At 67.8% G+C, this 19315-nt stretch carries 15 protein-coding genes; 4 read left to right on the forward strand and 11 right to left on the reverse strand.

Features of this window, described 5'->3' with window-relative positions; translation table 11 throughout:
- The 10 genes from DIR46_RS12945 to DIR46_RS12990 all read right to left on the reverse strand — a co-directional run bounded on the left by DIR46_RS12945 (position 1) and on the right by DIR46_RS12990 (position 9746).
- Positions 1-948, reverse strand: coding sequence for a type II secretion system F family protein (locus tag DIR46_RS12945; protein ID WP_109345577.1), 948 nt, complete (start codon positions 946-948; stop codon positions 1-3).
- 7 nt (positions 949-955) lie between these two features.
- The gene (locus DIR46_RS12950) at positions 956-1948 is read right to left on the reverse strand and encodes a type II secretion system F family protein (RefSeq protein WP_109345578.1); all 993 of its coding nucleotides are present in this window, start codon (positions 1946-1948) and stop codon (positions 956-958) included.
- 23 nt (positions 1949-1971) lie between these two features.
- Positions 1972-3324, reverse strand: coding sequence for a TadA family conjugal transfer-associated ATPase (locus tag DIR46_RS12955; protein WP_109345579.1), 1353 nt, complete (start codon positions 3322-3324; stop codon positions 1972-1974).
- A 38-nt stretch (positions 3325-3362) separates the two neighbouring features.
- Positions 3363-4538, reverse strand: coding sequence for a CpaE/TadZ family protein (locus tag DIR46_RS12960; protein ID WP_109345580.1), 1176 nt, complete (start codon positions 4536-4538; stop codon positions 3363-3365).
- Positions 4539-4578: 40 nt separating this feature from the next.
- Positions 4579-4848: a hypothetical protein gene (locus DIR46_RS12965; RefSeq protein ID WP_109345581.1), complete on the reverse strand. Its 270-nt coding sequence runs from the start codon at positions 4846-4848 to the stop codon at positions 4579-4581.
- A 14-nt stretch (positions 4849-4862) separates the two neighbouring features.
- On the reverse strand, positions 4863-6524 hold the full coding sequence (locus tag DIR46_RS12970) for a type II and III secretion system protein family protein (protein ID WP_109345582.1): 1662 nt from the start codon (positions 6522-6524) through the stop codon (positions 4863-4865).
- A gap of 18 nt (positions 6525-6542) precedes the next feature.
- Complete coding sequence (gene cpaB, locus DIR46_RS12975) at positions 6543-7388, reverse strand: Flp pilus assembly protein CpaB (protein ID WP_109345583.1); 846 nt, start codon at positions 7386-7388, stop codon at positions 6543-6545.
- A complete protein-coding gene (locus DIR46_RS12980; RefSeq protein WP_109345584.1) occupies positions 7385-8821 on the reverse strand; it encodes a DUF8689 domain-containing protein in 1437 nt (478 codons plus the stop codon). Before DIR46_RS12980 ends, cpaB begins: the two co-directional genes overlap by 4 nt.
- Before the next feature lie 113 nt (positions 8822-8934).
- Entirely contained in the window at positions 8935-9483 is a 549-nt protein-coding gene (locus DIR46_RS12985; protein WP_109345585.1) for an A24 family peptidase, read from the reverse strand.
- A gap of 74 nt (positions 9484-9557) precedes the next feature.
- Positions 9558-9746, reverse strand: coding sequence for a Flp family type IVb pilin (locus DIR46_RS12990; protein ID WP_109345586.1), 189 nt, complete (start codon positions 9744-9746; stop codon positions 9558-9560).
- Positions 9747-10133: 387 nt separating this feature from the next.
- Here DIR46_RS12990 and DIR46_RS12995 point away from each other — a divergent pair, with 387 nt between their 5' ends.
- Positions 10134-11168: a GGDEF domain-containing protein gene (locus tag DIR46_RS12995; RefSeq protein ID WP_109345587.1), complete on the forward strand. Its 1035-nt coding sequence runs from the start codon at positions 10134-10136 to the stop codon at positions 11166-11168.
- A 24-nt stretch (positions 11169-11192) separates the two neighbouring features.
- Here DIR46_RS12995 and DIR46_RS13000 read toward each other — a convergent pair whose 3' ends face one another.
- A complete protein-coding gene (locus DIR46_RS13000) occupies positions 11193-12416 on the reverse strand; it encodes an HD-GYP domain-containing protein (RefSeq protein ID WP_109345588.1) in 1224 nt (407 codons plus the stop codon).
- 220 nt (positions 12417-12636) lie between these two features.
- On the opposite strand from DIR46_RS13000, the gene icmF reads away from it, so the two are divergent.
- From icmF to prsT, 3 genes are all read left to right on the forward strand, one after another.
- Positions 12637-15924 carry a fused isobutyryl-CoA mutase/GTPase IcmF gene (gene icmF / locus DIR46_RS13005; RefSeq protein ID WP_109345589.1) on the forward strand — a complete coding sequence of 1096 codons (3288 nt, stop codon included), beginning with the start codon at positions 12637-12639 and terminating at the stop codon, positions 15922-15924.
- Positions 15925-15964: 40 nt separating this feature from the next.
- Positions 15965-16294 carry a hypothetical protein gene (locus DIR46_RS13010; protein ID WP_109345590.1) on the forward strand — a complete coding sequence of 110 codons (330 nt, stop codon included), beginning with the start codon at positions 15965-15967 and terminating at the stop codon, positions 16292-16294.
- A gap of 169 nt (positions 16295-16463) precedes the next feature.
- A complete protein-coding gene (gene prsT, locus DIR46_RS13015) occupies positions 16464-19238 on the forward strand; it encodes an XrtA/PEP-CTERM system TPR-repeat protein PrsT (protein ID WP_109345591.1) in 2775 nt (924 codons plus the stop codon).
- Positions 19239-19315: the final 77 nt, after the last annotated feature.

The following is a 19315-nucleotide window of genomic DNA, read 5'->3' on the forward strand; positions in this document are numbered from 1 at the left end:
TCAGCGCGCGAAGGGCATGGAACCCAGGGTGCGCGAGATCTGGATCGCGGCCGGCCCGAGCAGGACCATCAGCAGCGTCGGGAAGATGCAGAAGATCAGCGGGAACAGCAGCTTGAGGCCGATCTTGGCGGCGGTTTCCTCGGCCATCACGCGCCGCTTGTGGCGCAGGTTCTCGGCATGCACGCGCAGCGAGTCGCCGACGCTGGTGCCGAAGCGCTCGGACTGGATCAGCATCGCGACCAGGGTGTCGACGTCGTCCACGCCCGAGCGCAGCGCGAAGTTGCGCAACGCCTTTTCCTTGGAAAAGCCGGCGCGCATCTCCATCAGCACCAGTTGCAGCTCCTGCGACAGCACCACGCTCTTGATGTGGATCTCGGCCGCGACCTTGACCAGCGCCCGCTCCAGGCTCAGGCCGGCCTCGACGCAAACGGTCAGGAGGTCGAGCGCGTCGGGGACGGTCTCGAAGATCTCGCGCCGGCGCCTCTGCACCAGGCGCTCGAGCACCGCGTTGGGCGCGTAGTAGCCGGAGGCGGCGCCCACCAGCAGGATGCCGAGCACCTTGCCGCCGCTCAGGGACGAGCCATACAGCACCAGGAATGGCGCGCACAGGGCCGGCACCAGCAGCGCCAGCGCGGTCTTGGACGCGAAGTACAGGGTCGGCGCCGACGGGTGGCGCCAGCCGGCGTTCATGAAGCGGGTGCGCAAGGTCGATTTTTCCCAGCCTTCCTCGGGGATCGACAGCCTGGTGAGGGGACGGGCGACGCTGGCGACGCGCTCGATCCAGCGTACGCCCAGTTCGTTGCCACCCCGCGCTCCGGCGCGCGGGGCCAGGAAGCGGCGCAGGCGCTCGCGCAGCGCCAGCGGCGCGAACAGCACCAGCGCGACCCAGGCCAGCAGGCAGACGACGGCGAAGACGATCAGCAGGAAAACCAGTTGGGAAGAAGTCATGGGGGCCTCACACGCGGATGCGGATGGTCTTGCGCAGCCACAGCACGCCGAATACGATCATGCCCAGGCCGTACCACAGCAGGCGCACCCCGGACGGATCGGTCCACAGCATGCGCACGTAGTCCGGGCTGCTGACCAGCATCACGCCCATCACGCCGAACGGCAGCACGCCCAGGATCCAGGCCGACATGCGTCCCTCGGCCGACAGCACGCGCACCTGCGCCACCAGCTTCAGGCGGGCGCGGATGATCTGGCTGATGTTGCCGAGGATTTCAGCCAGGTTGCCGCCCGATTCGCGCTGGATCAGCACCGCGATGATCAGGTAGCGCAGGTCGGTCAGAGGGATGCGCTCGGCCAGGCCGTGCAGGGCCTCGTTCATCGGCACGCCATAGTTGATTTCCTCACGCGTGATGCGGAACTCGCCGGCCAGCGGCTCGGGCAGCTCGTTGCCGACGATTTGCAGCACGTTGGTGAACGAGTGGCCGGCGCGCAGCGCGCGCGCGATGAAGTCGGCCGCCTCGGGCAGCTGGTGCTCGATGCGCACCAGGCGCCGCATGCGCATGCGGTGCAGCAGCCACCAGGGCAGGACCAGGCCGCCGGCGCAGGCCAGCAGGCGCGCCGGCAACGGCACGCCGAAGGAGCTGACGGCATCGGAGGTCAGCACCAGGGCCGCCACCATGCAGCCGAGCGAGCCGGCGAGGAACTGGCCGACCGACCAGGTGGCGCCGGCCTGCACCAGCAGCGCATCGATGCGCTGCGCCAGCTTGACGCGATGCAGCAGGCGGTCCAGCGCCTCGATGCGGCTGTAGCGGCGCTGCTTGAGGATCGAGATCCGTTCGCCGCTGCGCGCGTTCACGCCGCCGGACATGATCTGCAGGCGGCGCGCGATGCGGCGCGCCGCCGCGCCATGGGTGCTCATCCACCACAGGTAGAAGCCCTCGACCGCCAGGATCACGGCCGCGAACAGCAGCACCACGAAACCATAGAACAAGCCGTCCATATGCGCGCTCCCGGTCGCTCAGTTCATTCAAACCGGCGGTCGGGATCGAATGAATCGTCCGACACCGGGACCCCGAACAGCTTGAGGCGATCGGCGAAGCGCGGGCGCACGCCGGTGGCGCTGAAGTGACCCAGCACCTTGCCGTCGACGTCGACCCCGCGCTGCTCGAAGCGGAAGATCTCCTGCATCGAGATGATCTCGCCCTCCATGCCGGTGATTTCCTGCATGCTGACCAGCTTGCGCGTGCCGTCGGTCAGGCGCGAGACCTGGACCACCACCGTCACCGCCGACACGATCTGCTGGCGGATCGCGCGCGGCGTCAGGTTTACCGCCGCCATGCTGACCATGTTCTCCAGCCGTGACAGCGCGTCGCGCGGCGTGTTCGAGTGGATGGTGGCCAGCGACCCTTCGTGGCCGGTGTTCATCGCCTGCAGCATGTCGAGCGCCTCCGGGCCGCGCACCTCGCCCAGGATGATGCGGTCGGGCCGCATGCGCAGCGCGTTGCGCACCAGCGCGCGCTGCGGCACCTCGCCCTTGCCCTCGATGTTGGCGGGTCGCGTCTCCAGGCGCACCACGTGCGGCTGGCGCAGCTGCAGCTCGGCCGCGTCCTCGATCGTCACCACCCGTTCGGTGGGCGGGATGAAGCCCGAAATCAGGTTGAGCAAGGTGGTCTTGCCGCTGCCGGTGCCGCCCGAGATCAGGATGTTGACCTTGGCCGTGCCCAGCCCTTCCAGCACCCGGATCATGGGCGTGGTCACGCTTTTATAGTCGAGCAGGTTCTGCACCGTCAGCGGGCTGCCGCCGAAGCGGCGGATCGACAGGATCGGCCCGTCCACCGCCAGCGGCGGAATGATCGCGTTCACCCGCGAGCCGTCCGGCAGCCTGGCGTCGACCATCGGGCTCGACTCGTCCACCCGGCGGCCCACCCGCGAGACGATCTTCTCGATGATCTTCATCAGGTGGGCGTTGTCGTGGAAGGTGATCTCGGTCAGCTCCAGCCGGCCGTGGCGCTCGACGTAGACCTTGTTGGCGGTATTGACCAGGATGTCCGAGATCGAGGGGTCGGACAGCAGCGGTTCGAGCGGGCCGAAGCCCAGCATCTCGTGCTGGATATCGAGCACCAGGTGGTGCCGTTCGTGCTGGTTGAGGACGATGCGCTCGTCCTCGATGATGCGCTGGACCAGCAGCGCCAGCTCGTGCTTGAACTGCTCGGCGGTCAGGCGCTTGAGCCGCTCCAGGTCGATCCGGTCGAGGATCATCTGGTGCATCAGCTTCTTGAGCTCCTGGTAGGCCTGGTTCGGCGCATCCTGCAACTCGGCGCCGCCGCCGGTGATGCGCTCCTGGCCGGACAGGGCAAGTCGTTCGCGAAGGGACATGGGCGTCTTTCGTGGCTGGATCGGTAATCGACGAGCGATCAGTAATCGGCGTCCTGGCGCCCGAACAGGCGATCCAGCAGGCCGCGGCTTTCCTGGACCCGGTGCGCGGTCACCATCTCGACCATCTCGGCCAGGCTGCGCGCGGCAAAGCTCGAGCGCGACAGCTGCAGCACCGGCACGCCCTGGTTCACCGAATCGGTCACCGCGACGTAGTCGTTGGGGAAGGTGTGCACCACCTCGCAGCCCAGCGCCGCATGCAGGTCTTGCAGGCGCAGCTTGCCGCCCTTCTCGTAGCGGTTGACGATCAGGCGGATGTTGTCCAGGAGGTAGCCCAGCGAGCGGAAGATGTCGAGCAGGCGCCGCGCGTCGCGGATGTCGGGCAGCGCCAGCTGCAGCACCGGATAGATGGTGTCGGTGACGTCCAGCGCGCGCAGCGACACCGCGTCGATCTGGCGCCCGACGTCGAGCAGCACGTAGTCGTAGTTCTGGCGCGCCACGCGCAGGATGGTGTCGATGTGTTCCGGCTTGGCCTCTTTCGCGTGGCCGGGATCGTCGGCCGCGGCCAGCACGCCGAAGCCCGGCGTGACGTGCACCAGGCACGATTCGAGGAAGGGCCCGTCCACGCGCGCGATCTGGGCGCACACGTCCGACATCGTCATGGCCGGCTTCTGGTCGGACACGTACAGGGCGGCATCGCCGAACTGGCCGTGCAGGTCGATGAGCAGGACCTTCTTGCCCGCCAGCGTGGCCAGCGCATAGCCGAAGTTGGCCGCGATGAAGGTGGCGCCGCTGCCGCCCTTGCAGGCGATGAAGGCCAGCACCTTGCCTTCGCGCAGGCTCGACACGCCGGCGGCGGCGGCGATCCGGTCCATCGCCTCGTGGAAGGCGCGGTGCACCAGCGGCAGTTGCAGCAGCTCGCGCACGCCGGCGCGCATCGCCGTGATCAACAGCTCGGGCTGGTGCTGGTTGGTGAGCAGCATCAGCTGCGAATCCGGGTACTGGCGGCCCAGGCGCTCGAGCAGGGCCGCCTCCAACGGTTCCAGCCCGCTGGCGTCAATGATCACCAGCTGCGGGGCGTCGGGTTCGGGGCGGTCGAGCGCCTCGCGCAGGCTGGCGCGGGTGGCGGCCAGGTGCAGGGGCGGGACCCGCGCCGCGCCCTGCGAGGCCAGTTCCGCGTACAAGTGGCTGTCACGGCTGATCAGGAGCGCTCTCATGGCAGCCCCGGACGGAGGACTTCTGCTGCGCGCGCGTCCATCACTGGTCCACCATCGCCGCTGGCGGCCCAAGTTCCGGCCGGGCGAACGAACGCTGGTAGTTCTCGATGGCGGCGCGCGCGGCGCGGCCGTCGAGGCCTACGGAAGGATTGCTGGCGGCGGCGCCGCTCGGGTCGATCACCTGGGCCGCCAGGTTGCTGCGGGTGGCCGCGCCCAGGCGCGCATCCCAGTGTGGCGTGGTCGAGACGCACCCCGGCGCGCCGCAGGCGAGCAGCGCCAGCGCCGCCCATCGTGTGAATGTGGTTCGCATCGCATTCTCCTATGTCAGTTCGAAGCCGCCGGCGTCAGTTCGAAGCGTCCGGTATCCGCGCCTGCGGTCTGCCCCGCAGCCGGTGACGCGGCCGCAGACGTGGCCGCAGACGTGGCCAAAGCACCGGACGGCGCGGCGGCGGCGGGCGGCTCCCCTTCCAGCCGCCCGCCCAGCATCAGGCCGGCGCGCGAGGGCATGACATGGCCGTCGGTGGGCAGCACGTGGCTGCCGCCCGGCAGCGGCTTGACCAGGCGCGCCGTGATCACGAACACCAGCTCGGTGCGGTCCTGCTGGTAGTCGGTGCTGCGAAACAGCGCCCCCAGCACCGGAATATCGCCCAGGCCAGGCAGGCCCTTCATGTTGGCGATCAGGTTGTTGCGCACCAGGCCGCCGATCGCGAAGCTCTGGCCGTCGTGCAGCTGCACCGTGGTGCTGGCGCGGCGCGTGGTCACCAGCGGCATGATGGCGGTGCCGGTGATGCCGTTGGCGGTGATGCCGATTCCTTCGCGCGACAGTTCGGACACCTCGGGCGCCACCTTCAGGTTGATGCGCCCGCCCGCCAGCACGGTCGGGGTGAAGCGCACGCCGATCCCGAATTCCTTCTCTTCCAGCGTGACGCGGTCGTCGTCCTGCGACACCGGGATGTAGAACTTGCCGCCGGCCAGGAAGGAACCTTCCTGGCCGCTGATGGCCAGCACGTTCGGCTCGGCCAGGATGCGCACCAGGCCATCGAGCTTGTCGGCCTCGATGGCGAAGCGGTTGCCGTTGGTCTTGAGCCCCGACAGGCTGCCGCGCGCCAGGCCGCTCAGGAAATCGGTGGCCAGGGTGGTGGTCCAGCTGCCGGAGCCGAAACTGAAGCGGGTGCCGGTCTCGAGCCGTTCGAGCAGGGTGCGCGAGACCTCGGCCACCTTGACCTCGAGCTGCACCTGCTGCGGCGCGCTCACCGCCAGCAGGTTGACCACCCGGGCGCCGGCGCCGCCAGCCCCACCACCACCGCCACCGCCGCCGCTGGCGCCATTCCTTCCCACCACGATCACGCCGTCGGTCTCGTTGTCCTTGTCGGCCGCCGGCAACTGGCGCAGCGGGCGCCGCACGTAGGCGCCGGCCAGCTCCACCGCGCGCTGCACGGCGGTGGCGTCGCTGACGGTGCCGGCCAGGATCAGGCTGTCGTTGGCCGCCATCACGCGGATGTCCTGCTCGTCCGGCATCGCGGCCTTGAGCGTCGCTTCCAGCCCGCTCGGGTCCATCGCGATGGTGATGTCGATCACGCTGCACAAGCCGCTGCGGCCCTGCACGATCATATTGGTGCTGCCGACGTCGACGCCGGCGATGTACAGGGTGTCCGGGGCGACCAGCATGGCCTGCACCACGGCCGGGTTGCCGACGCTGCGCCGGGCCACCTTCTCGGGCAGGCGCAGCATGGTCGACTTGCCCATCTGGAGCGCCATCGCGGCCGGCCGCGCCGCCTCGCCGCGGCAGCCTTCGGCGATGCGCGCGGGCGGCTCGCTCGCGCTGCGGGGGAACGCCGGTTTCTTCGGCGCCGGCTTCGGTTCGGCCGCCTTCTGCGCGGCGGCGGCGGGGATAACGGGGACCGTGCTGGCCAGGACCGGGCCGGCCAGCGCTGCAAGGACGGCGGCAAGGGAAGCGTGCAGTGCGATCGAGGGACGTCGTTTCATGATCGATCCAGTCGGTGGTCAGAAGCATTCCTGCGATGCGTGCAGGCCGTTGATGACGCTGATGCAGTCGCGCCTGGGCGGGCCCGGGGCGCGCACCTGCTGCACGCGCGGCCGCGGCGGTGCCCGCACCACGGGCGGCGGCGCGGCGGCGACCATGGGCAGCAGGTTTTCCTTGGTCGCGCCGAGGGTGGCGGCGGCGGCCGGATCGACCTGGTTGCGCAGCGCCAGCGACAGGGTGCCCACGCTGCGCGCCAGGTCCAGCTTTTCCGCCTCGCCTGGTGTCACCTCGAGCGTGACGGCATTGACCACCTTGGGCTTGGTCTCGTCGCGGTTGACTTCCTGGGCCACCGCCAGCACCAGGATCCGCTCCAGCACGATCTTCGAGATGCTCTGCTCGCGCACCCGGGTCGCGTTCGGGTCGGGCATGGTCTCGGTACTGACGATGATGTCGACGTAGTTGCCCGGCAGGGTGAAGCCGGCCACCCCGATCACGTCGTTGACGCGCACCGTGATCGCGCGCTTGCCCTCGGTGATCAGGGCCGACAGGCCGCCCAGGGTGCCGGCCGGGGCCAGCTTGGCTTCGCTGATCGGTTCGCCCGCGAGCAGGCTGCTGCGCAATACCCGCCCGCTCAAGGGCGCGGGATCGGTGAAGGCGCCCTTCGGCACGCTGTCCGCCGGCCAGTCGACCAGCTTGAACATCTCCGGCGTCAGGCGCTGGCCGATGTCGACGTCGGCCCGGGCGACGACGATCCGGCCGGCAGTCGCGCCCGGGGCATTGAGCAGCCAGCTTCCCGCCAGCGCCACCGCCAGCAGGCCCAGCACCACCGCCAGTGCCATCATGATCACGGCACGCTTGTTCTTCATCGCGCATCCCCTTCCTTGTCATCCCGCTTCACCGCCGCTGGGTTCGATGCACAAGGCAGCGCGGGCGGCAGGGCGCTGGCTCCGAACAGGCTGCTCCAGGCCTGGACCAGGCCATCCACGTCGCAACGCGGCGCGCGGCCGGCGAAGCCGGCGAAATCGGCGATCCGCCCCAGCAGCTCGTGCGGCCAGGCGGCCAGCAATGGGCGCCGGGTGCGGCGATGCAGTTCGTCGATCAGGTAATCGAATGCCGCCTCGTCGAAGTCGATGCGGCGCAGCCGCGCCTGGCGCCGCAGCAGCGCGCGGTAACTCGATTCGGACAGCGGCCCCACGGCGATGCGGTAGCCGATGCGGCGCAGGCAGGCGTCGTCCAGCACCGATTCGGGCGCCAGGCTGGTGGCCAGCACCAGGCCGACGTCGAACGGCAGCGCGTGGCTCGGACCGTGCGGCACCGTCACGTGATCCTGGCCGGCCTCCAGCGCGCCCAGCCAGCGGTGCAGCAGCTCGCCGGCCGGCATCCGCTGGCGACCCAGGTCGTCCAGCACCAGCAGGCCGTTATTGGCCAGGATATGGGGTGGCGCGCGCAGCACGCCGCTGGCGGCGTCCACCCGCAGTTCCAGCATGTCGCGCGTGAGCTCGGCGCCGACGTGCACCAGCGGCCGCTGGCTCAGGGCCCAGCGCGCGTCGCAGCTGCGGCGCTCCTCGAGGCCGCGCATCTGCAGCGGCGCCGGATGCAGGGCGGGGTCGTGCAGCTGGACGATCTCGTGGTTGACCAGCACCGCGTACGGCACCGCGATCGGATCCTGGCGCAGGCGCGCGAGCTTGCGCGCCAGGGTGGTCTTGCCGCTCCCGGACGGGCCGTACAGCAGCAGCGGACGGCCGGAATGCAGGGCCGCGCCGATCAGTTCGCGCGTCGCCGGTTCCAGGCCGTCGCCGTCGAGCACCGCTTCGAGTTCGGCGCGCGCCACGCGCGGCGCGTCCGGCTGGCGCTGCGACTGCTGCGCCACCACCGAGCGCCAGGCCGCCAGCGTCGCCGGCGCCGGGCCGGCATAGCGCGACTCGGCCAGGTGCTCGCCGGCGGCGCGCTCGCCGGCGGCGGTGAGCTGGTAGTGCACGTCGAGATCGGTCTCGCCCGAATAGGCGACTTCGGCCTGCTGGCCGGCGACCAGGCCCTGCAGCACTTCGCGCACCACGCTGACCGACAGCCGCAGGCGTCCGGTGATCCTGGACAGTGGCGTCTTGCCGCCCGCATGCAGGACCTTGAGCACCAGCCCCGTCACCAGGCGCGGATCGAGCCCGGTGTCGCGCACCGTGCGCGGCTGGCGCGGCAGTACGGCGGTCACGTCGCCATCGCTTGACGACACGCTGGCCGCGGATCCGAACGGCGTCGCATCGTGCCAGGCGGCGGCTGTAGTGGCCGACAACATTCCAGTCATGAACCCTCCTGCCCATGAAGATGTTCGGAAAACCTTGATTTGATTCTAGCGAGCGGCCTCATCAGGCACTTGATACCTGACAAAGGCTTAACATCACCCCGGAACGACCGCCCTCACAACAGCGGCCGATCGGCATAACGGCTGACCAGCAAGGCGATGGCGCCGCCGGCGATCGCCACTCCGTAGGGAATCGATCCGGCGCTGGGCGGGCCGCCGGCGCTGCCGGGCATCGGCGCGTGCGGCAGGCGCAGCAGCGTGGGCCGCACGATCCCCCACAGGTTCGACAACACCATGCGCAGGCGGCCCTTGAAGACGATCACGGCGAGCGCCATCACGCCGCCCGCGCACCAGGCCAGGATGGCGATGCGCAGCGCGTCGCCGGGGCCGGCGAAGGCGCCCACGGCCGCCATCATCTTGACGTCCCCGGCTGCCATGCCGCGGACCAGATAAAAGGGAAGAAAGACCGCGAGTCCGGTCGCCGCCCCGCCCAGCCAGGCGAGCAGCCCGTCCACCGGTTGCGGCGACAGCAAGTGCAGGACCAGGGCGCCGAACATGCCGGCGGCCAGCAGCCGGTTCGGGATGCGGCGGCTCTCCAGGTCCTTGAGCGCCGCCGCGGTGACCAGCAGCAGCAGCAGCGTATCGAGGTAAGTTGCGACAGCCATGATCGGATTCCCCGAAATTGAAAAGCCGAAAAAAAAGCCCCCCAGGGCCGAACCGCGTCCCGGGGGCAGGCAGATTACGGAGCAGTTGGAGTGTCGAACTGGTCTCGGATGTACTCGAAGGCCTGCTTGATCTCATCGCCGACTTGACCGGCGACACCGGCCATCACCACGCCGATGAGGGCGGCGATCAGGCCATACTCGATGGCGGTCACACCGTTTTCGTCAGCGAAAAATGCTTTGATGGCGGAGGTAATCGTGCTCATGAAAAACTCCTTATGATGGTTGAGGAAATACTGGCTGCGACTGGGCCCCGTCGCTACTGCTGTGTTACGTTTGCCAGTGAATTCACTGTACCGATTAATGCCGCTGGGCAAGTTGAGCACCGACAACTTTTCCAAGCGGAAATACGAGCTTCTGATAAGAAGCAAGCTCGCGGGCGATGTGTCACGCCGCCCGAAAACGATGAATAAAAATTGTTAAGAATAGTTGCCGGTAATACAAAAAAGTATTATGCTGTTTTGCTTGACCGCTGAAAAATGCGGCACCGCCGATCGTGGCGCGCTGGGCGTCTGGCGCGCTCTGCCTGTGCGCCACGCCCCGAGCGGGGCGGTCTCCCGGTACCCCTTATTGCTTGGTCTGATAACGACGACATGGATTCCCTGCTGCGACACATGGTGGACATGACCGGCCACCGCGATCACACCATGCTGGACATCTCCGTGATTTCGGCGGTCCAGGAATTGTCAGGCGCAGCCCGCACCAGGGTGCTCACCATTTCCAGCGTCGGCGAACAGTACTTCGTGCGCTCGCGCGCCTGCATCCATGCCGGCAGCGTGGCCTGCCCCGAAGAGCCGCAGGACAGCGGTCCCGGCGAACCGATCGCCCTCTATCCCGAACTCGGCGCCTGCCTGCGCCGTCACGAGCCGCGCGCCGAAAGCGTCGGCGCCGACGGTCTGCGCAGCCTGTGGCTGCCAATCTGGTTCGGCGACAAGGCCGACACCTGCCTCGAGATCGTGCACGCCGAACCGTTCACGCCCGAGGCGCTGTACATGGTCAACGGGATCGTCAGCGTGTACCGCAACTTCCAGAACCTGCTCGACTACAGCGAGCGCGACTCGCTCACGGGCCTGCTCAACCGCAAGACCTTCGACGACCAGCTGGCGCGCATGCTGCAAGCCTCCGAAACCGATGCCAACGCCCCCGGCCAGGCCGAGCGGCGCCATCACAACGGCGAAGAAAAGCAGTGGCTGGCGGTGGTCGACGTCGACCACTTCAAGGGCGTCAACGATCGTTTTGGCCACCTGTACGGCGATGAGGTGCTGATCCTGATCGCCAACCTGCTGCAGTCGTCGTTCCGCGCCCAGGACCGGGTGTTCCGCTTCGGCGGAGAAGAATTCGTGGTGCTGCTGCGCTCGACCAACCTGGAGAACGCACGCCGCATCATCGAGCGCTTCCGCGCCGACGTCGAGAGCCACGATTTCCCGCAGGTGGGCCGGGTCACGGTCAGCATCGGCTTCACCAGCGTCAGCGCCGCCGATTCGCCGGTGGTCACGCTGGGCCACGCCGACCAGGCCCTGTACTACGCCAAGGCCCACGGCCGCAACCGCGTGTGCCACTACGAAGAGCTGGTCGCGAGCGGAATGCTGCAGACCGTCGCCGTCAACGACACCGCCGAGTTCTTTTGACGCCCTGCGGGGCGGATGATGGATTCAGGCCAGCTGCATGAAGCGCAGCGGGTCGACCTGCCACTTCGCGGCCGACTCGTGGCTCACGATGCGGTCGCCGCCGCCGAAGCCCACCGCGCGCGACAGGTCGACCGTCTCGGGGCGGATATACACCTGTCTCTTCGCATGGAAGAACACGTTCACCTTCGGCGTGAGCAGGCTCGATTCGTGCGGCTCGACCACCACGCCCAGCCGGCCCGACTCCAGCAGCACCAGGGTGCCGACCGGGTAGATGCCGACGCAGCGCATGAATTCCTGCGTCAGCGCCGGATTGAAGTGGTGCTTGCTCCACTCGTAGATCTTGCGTAGCGCCTCGGCCGCTGGCATGCCCTTGTGATAGCAGCGGTCGGACGTGATCGCGTCGTACACGTCGACGATGGCCGCCATCTGCGCCAGCTCGCTGATGCCGTCGCCGGCCTGGCGGTCCGGATAGCCGCTGCCGTCGCGCCGCTCGTGGTGGTGCAGCGTGATGTCGAGCGGCACCGGTCCGATGCCGGGCGTCTTCACCAGGATATCGTGGCCGTCGCGCGGATGGCGCTTGACGATGTCGAATTCGTCGTCGGTCAGGCGCCCCTGCTTGTTGAGGATGGCGTCCGGCACCAGCGCCTTGCCGGTGTCGTGCAGCAGTCCGCCCAGGCCGGCCTGGTAGATGGCCTCCTCGTCCAAGCCGCGCGAGCGGCAGAAGGCGACCAGCAGCGCGCACACGCTGACCGAGTGGAGAAACGTGTAGTCGTCCTTGTTCTTGATCTGCAGGAGGCTGAGCAAGGCGCCCGAGTTGCGCAGGATCGATTCGGTGACGTGCTGCACCACCGGGCTCACCTGGTCCAGCTCGACTGCCTTGCCCAGGCGCGCGTCCTGCATCACGGTGCGCACCACGTCTGTGGCCTGGCGCCGCACATGCACCGCGCGCTGCAATTCCTCGGCCAGCGGCACCCGCACGCGTCCGTGCGCGGTGGCTGCCTCCGCCAGCGCCTTCACCTCGGCCTCGGTGGCGGCCGCGCTTTCGTCGACGGTCGGCGCGTCGACGTCCAGGCCGCGCCGGCAATCGATCACGACGCCGCGGATGCGCGCGTCGACGATCTTGCGGATCTCGGCCTCCTCGGTGATCAGGAACTGGCTGCGCACGAATGGATGCTCCATCCAGCCGCAATCCAGGTCCTGGATGAACATGCCCACCCTGAGCTGTGAAGAATCCACTTTCTTCAGCATCTGTCGCGTCTCTTCTTGTACATGAATTCCGGCGCCACGCGCCCTTATGCACCGAGTATAGCAAGCCGTTTGCGTATTGGAACTCAGTGTTGCCCCAGGGATACGCAATGTGAAATGGATCGACGTCGACCGTATTACTTCGCCGCGAGCTTGACGTTAACGTTAACGTCATATAACTTACCAGCATCCCGTCCTCACCGATCCCAAGGACCCTCTCCCCATGAACGACATCACTCCCTCGGCAAAGCTCGACCTGCCCGAACAGCCGCGCCTGGTCAACAAGGTCCGTTTCGTCACCGCCGCCTCGCTGTTCGACGGCCACGACGCCTCGATCAACATCATGCGCCGCATCCTGCAGTCGAACGGCGCCGAGGTGATCCACCTCGGCCACAACCGCTCGGTCGACGAGGTAGTGACCGCGGCGCTGGCCGAGGACGCGCAGGGCATCGCCATCTCGAGCTACCAGGGCGGCCACGTCGAATACTTCAAGTACATGATCGACCTGCTGCGCCAGCGCGGGGGCGAGCACATCAAGGTGTTCGGCGGCGGCGGCGGCGTGATCGTCCCGAGCGAGATCGAAGACCTGCACGCGTATGGCGTGACGCGCATCTTCAGCCCGGAAGACGGCCAGCGCATGGGCCTGGTCGGCATGATCCGTTCGATGCTCGAAGCCTGCGATGTCGACCTGTCTCCCTACGCCCCGACCTCGCTCGCGGCGCTGCGCGAAGGCGAGATCGCGGCGCGCCATCGCCCGCTGGCCCAGCTGATCACCGCGCTGGAGAACAATCGCGTCGATCCGAGCCTGCGCAAGGAGATTCTCGATACCGCCGACACGCTGCGCGTGCCGACCCTGGGCATCACCGGCACCGGCGGCGCCGGCAAATCGTCGCTGACCGATGAACTGATCCGCCGCATCCGCCTCGACCAGGGCGACCGCCTGAACATCGCCGTGATCTCGATCGACCCGTCGCGCCGCAAGTCGGGCGGCGCCCTGCTGGGCGACCGCATCCGCATGAATGCGATCAATCCCTGGAACGGGCAGCAGCGCGTGTTCATGCGCTCGCTGGCCACGCGCGAAGCGGGCTCCGAGATCTCGCAGGCCCTGCCGGACGTGATCGCGGCCTGCAAGGTCGCCGGCTTCGACCTGGTGATCGTCGAGACCTCGGGCATCGGCCAGGGCGGCGCCGCCATCGTGCCGCACGTCGACACCTCGATGTACGTGATGACCCCGGAATTCGGCGCCGCCTCGCAGCTCGAGAAGATCGACATGCTCGATTTCGCCGACCTCATCGCGATCAACAAGTTCGACCGCAAGGGCGCGCTCGACGCGCTGCGCGACGTGGCCAAGCAATACCAGCGCAACCGCGAACTGTGGTCGATGAGCCCGGACCAGATGCCGGTCTACGGCACCCAGGCCTCGCGCTTCAACGACGACGGCGTGACCGCCCTCTATCACGGCCTGCTGCCGAAGCTGGCGGAACTGGGCCTGAAGGTCGAAACCGGCCAGCTGCAGGCGCCGGCCCAGCGCTACTCGAGCGGCAAGAACGTGATCGTGCCGCCGGCGCGCAGCCGCTACCTGGCCGAGATCGCCGACACCGTGCGCGGCTACCACCGCCGCGTCGGCAGGCAGGTGACGCTGGCGCGCGAGCGCCAGCAGCTGCAGGAAGCGAAGCGCATGCTGGCCGCGGCCGGCAAGGACACCGATTTCGACGACGTGATCGCGCAGCGCGACAACGCCATGGACGGCGAAGCCAAGGCCCTGGTGGCCTCGTGGCCGCAGCTGCAGGCGACCTACGCCGGCGAAGAGCACGTGGTCAAGATTCGCGACAAGGAAATCCGCACGCGCCTGATCTCGACGACCTTGTCCGGCAACCCGGTGCGCAAGGTGGCCTTGCCGCGCTTCGAGGACCATGGCGAAATCCTGCGCTTCCTGATGCTGGAAAACGTGCCGGGCTCCTTCCCCTACACTGCCGGGGTATTCCCCTTCAAGCGCGAGGGCGAGGACCCGACCCGCATGTTCGCCGGCGAAGGCGACGCCTTCCGCACCAACCGCCGCTTCAAGCTGGTGTCGACCGGCATGGACGCGAAACGCCTGTCGACCGCCTTCGATTCGGTGACCCTGTACGGCGCCGACCCGGCGCTGCGTCCCGACATCTACGGCAAGGTCGGCAACTCGGGCGTGTCGATCGCGACCCTGGACGACATGAAGGTGCTGTACGACGGCTTCGACCTGTGCAGCCCGTCGACCTCGGTCTCGATGACCATCAACGGCCCGGCCCCGACCATCCTGGCGATGTTCATGAATACCGCCATCGACCAGCAGATCGACAAGTTCGTCGAGAATAACGGACGCCAGCCAAGCGGCGAAGAAGCCGAGAAAATCCGCGCCTGGGTGCTCACCGCCGTGCGCGGCACCGTGCAGGCCGACATCCTGAAGGAAGACCAGGGCCAGAACACCTGCATCTTCTCGACCGAGTTCTCGCTCAAGGTGATGGGAGACATCCAGGAATATTTCGTGACCCACGGCGTGCGCAATTTCTACTCGGTGTCGATCTCGGGCTACCACATCGCCGAAGCGGGAGCCAACCCGATCTCGCAGCTGGCGTTCACCCTGTCGAACGGCTTCACCTTCGTCGAAGCCTATCTGGCGCGCGGCATGCACATCGACGACTTCGCGCCGAACCTGTCGTTCTTTTTCTCGAACGGCATGGACCCGGAATACACGGTGCTCGGCCGCGTGGCGCGCCGCATCTGGGCGGTGGCCATGCGCGACAAGTACGGCGCCAACGATCGCAGCCAGAAGCTCAAGTACCATATCCAGACCTCGGGCCGCTCGCTGCACGCGCAGGAGATCGACTTCAACGACATCCGTACCACCCTGCAGGCGCTGATCGCGATCTACGACAACTGCAATTCGCTGCACACGAACGCCTACGACGAGGCGATCACCACGCCGACCGACGAATCGGTGCGCAGGGCACTGGCGATCCAGCTGATCATCAACCGCGAATGGGGCCTGGCAAAGAACGAGAACCCGAACCAGGGATCGTTCATCATGGACGAGCTGACCGACCTGGTTGAAGAACAGGTGCTGCAGGAGTTCGAGCGCATCGCCGAGCGCGGCGGCGTGCTGGGCGCGATGGAGACCGGCTACCAGCGTGGCAAGATCCAGGAAGAGTCGATGCTGTACGAACACCGCAAGCACGACGGCAGCCTGCCGATCATCGGCGTCAACACCTTCCGCAACCCGAAGGGCGCGGGCGCGCCGGCCACCATCGAACTGGCGCGCTCGACCGACGACGAAAAGCAGTCGCAGCTGCAGCGTCTGGAAGACTTCCACGCCCGCAATGCCGGTGCGGCGCCGGCCGCGCTGGCCGCCCTGCGCCAGGCCGCGATCGACAACGAGAACGTGTTCGCGCGCCTGATGGACGCGGTGCGGGTGTGCTCGCTGGGCCAGATCACCACTGCGCTGTTCGAGGTGGGTGGGCAGTACCGCCGCAATATGTGAGGTCGCATAGAATGGTTCCGTCCCCACCACGGAGCCATCCATGACGATCCAGCCCGACCAGCTCGCCGCCCTGATGCGCGAAGTCGAACGGGAAGACCCGATCGACTTCGCCGACCTGCCCTTCCCCGAGGACGAGATGCGCGCCATCGTCGCCGACCACCTGTGCGAGATGGCGGCGGCGATGGAGAACTTCAGCGAGGAAGACCGCACGCTGACCTTGCTCGCAGTGTCAGCCAAGCTGGTGCTGGAAAACCTGGTGCTGCACGTGCAGCTGTTGCGGCGCCATGGCCTGCCGGTGGGCGAGAACGTGGAAGCCCTGCTGGGCCGGCTGCGCCGCGATCCGGGCCTCGACGGCAGCGGTGAGGGATAATTTCCCCGGGTAGCAATTTTTTCAACACTCATGCAATATGCATCGGATAAGTTTTGCAACAGCTGTGTCCGTTTGTACACTGGGTGCGCGGTTCCTTCAGGTATGATTTGTTGTTGAGAATTTCGCCTACCCGGCGAAACGACCGTCTCCACTGCCTGAGGAATTCCACATGCCGCGCCATCCCACCAAGCTCAAACTCACCGCCGCCATCCTGACCGGCGCCCTCCTGACCGTCGGCATGGCCGGCTGCAACCGGACCCAGTCGACCGAAACCCTGCTGGCGGAGGCGTCCGAGTACCAGCAAAAAGGCGACATCAAAGCTGCCCTGATCCAGCTCAAGAACGCCGTGGCGAACAGCCCGGAAGACGGCGAGGCGCGCCTGGCGCTGGGCACCCTGCAGCTGTCCACCGGCGACAACGTGTCGGCCGAGAAGGAACTGGGGCGCGCGCGTTCGCTCGGCATCGCCGAGGAGCGGGTCTTGCCGCTGCTGGGCCAGACCCTGGCGCAGCAGGGCAAGTTCAAGGAAGTGCTGGAGCTGATCACGCCGGAGAAGGCCAAATCGGCCGCGCTGCTGTCGCTGCGCGGCGATGCATTTCTGGGCAGCGGCAAGCCCGACGAGGCCAAGCAGGCCTACGAGGCGGCCCTGGCCGCGAACGCCAATTCCGGCGATGCCCTGATGGGCCTGGCGCGCCTGTCCGCCGTACGCGGCGAGCGCGACGCCGCCCTCCTCTACGTCGACCAGGCGGTGGCCAAGGATCCGAAGAATCCCGAAGTCTTCATCATGCAGGGCGCGATGCTGCGTTCGATGAACAAGCAGGACGAAGCCCTGGCCGCCTACGACAAGGCGCTGGCGCTCAAGCCGGACCACCGTGGCGCCCACATCGAGAAAGCCTATATCGAGATCGCGCGCGGCAAGTTCGACGCGGCCAAGAAAGAAGTCGAGGCGGCGGAAAAGAATTCGCCGGGCAGCCTGCTGGTGGTGTACACCCGCGCCCTGTATGAATTCTCGCAAGGCAAGCACTCGGCAGCGAGGGATGCGCTGGCGAAGATCCTCAAGGTCGCGCCCAACCATTATCCGAGCATCCTGCTGGCCGGCGCTTCCGAGCTGCAGCTGGGCGGCACCCAGCAGGCCGAGCAGCACCTGCGCAAATACCTGGAAGCCAATCCGAACAACATCTATGCGCGCAAGCTGCTGGCCCAGGCCCAGCTCAAGAATGCCCAGCCGGCCGATGCCGCCGCCACCCTGGAGCCGGCCCTGAAGGCGGCGCCGCAGGATGCGCAGCTGCTGGCCCTGGCCGGCGAATCGTACATGCAGGTGCGCGACTTCGACAAGGCCAGCAACTACCTGCAGCAGGCGGCCACCCTGGCGCCGGAGGCGGCCGCCGTGCGCACCTCGCTGGGCCTGTCGCGCCTGGCCCAGGGCGACCAGGCGCGCGCGCTGAGCGACCTGGAAATGGCCGCCACGCTCGACCCGAAATCGCTGCAGGCCACGATGGCCCTGGTGCAGACCGAGATGGGCATGAAGCGCTACGACAAGGCACTGGCCGCCGTCAATGCGCTCGAGAAGCAACAGCCTGACAGCGCGCAAGTGCAGCAGCTCAAGGGCGCGGTCTATATGATGCAGGGCAAGAATGCGGAAGCACGCACCGCCTTCGAGAAGGCGCTGTCGCTGCAGCCGACCTTCCTGCCGGCGGTGACCAACCTGGCGCGCCTGGACGTGCAGGACAAGAAGCCCGATGCCGCCAAGGCCCGCTTCACCGCCTTCCTGGACAAGAACAAGGACAGCGTCGAGGCCATGACGGCGCTGGGCGAGCTGGCGATGCTGCAGAAGAACCAGGCCGAGGCCACGAGCTGGTTCGAGAAGGCCAGCAACGCCAATCCGAACGCCACTGCGCCGGCCCTCAAGCTCGGCGCGCATTACCTGGCCACCGGGCAGGCGCCCAAGGCCCTGGCGCTGGCGCGCAAGTTCCAGACCACCCATCCGACCGATGCCGGCGTGCTCGAACTGCTCGGCCAGTCGCAGGCCGCGAACAAGGACCTGAACGGCGCGCTGGACACCTACAGCAAGCTGGTCAACGTGCTGCCGAAGGCGCCCGGCGCCCAGCTGCGCCTGGCGCAAGTGCAATTGGCGCTGAAGAACGAATCGGCGGCCGCCACCCACCTCAAGCGCGCGGTCGATCTCCAGCCCGACTTCGTGCCGGCGCGCCTGATGCAGGTCGACCTGGCGCTGCGCGGCAAGCGTCCGGACGAGGCGCTGGCGGTGGCGCGCGAGCTGCAGAAGGCGGCGCCCAAGGCGCCGGTCGGTCACGTCATCGAAGGCGACGTGCTGATGTCGCAGCAAAAATTTGCCCAGGCCCATCAGTCGTATGAAAAAGGCCTGGCCCTGGCGCGCTCGTCGGAACTGACGGTCAAGGTGATGCAGGCCATGCAGGCCGGCGGCAAGAGCAAGGAAGCGCTGGCGCGCGGACAGGCCTGGCTCGCCGCCCAGCCGGACGACGTGCGCGTCTCGCTGCTGGTGGCCGAGCTCAACCTGTCGGCCAAGGATTACAAGGGTGCCATCGCCAGGCTCGAGAACGCGCAGAAGCGCGCCCCCGAGCATCCGCTGGTGCTGAACAACCTGGCCTGGGCCTACCAGCAGGTGAAGGATCCGCGCGCGCTGGCGACCGCCGAGAAGGCCTACAAGCTGGCCAGCGACAGCCCGGGCGTGATGGACACCCTGGGCTGGGTGCTGGTGGAGCAGGGCGACACCGCGCGCGGCCTGCCGCTGCTGCAGAAAGCCAGCAGCCAGGCGCCGAACGCGATGGAGATCCGCTACCACCTGGCGCAGGCCCTGCACAAGAGCGGCGACAAGGCCGGCGCACGCCGCGAGCTCGACAAACTGCTGGCGTCGGACACGCCGTTCGCCCACGCCGACGAGGCGCGCGCACTGCTCAAGACCTTGTAAGAGGGCGTTCGCCGCGGGGCCGGGCCGGGCTCCGCGGCGGCCCTGCCGACGCGCCATCGGCCCCGTCGGCAAAGGCA

Source organism: Massilia oculi, assembly GCF_003143515.1.
Lineage (GTDB): Bacteria > Pseudomonadota > Gammaproteobacteria > Burkholderiales > Burkholderiaceae_D > Telluria > Telluria oculi.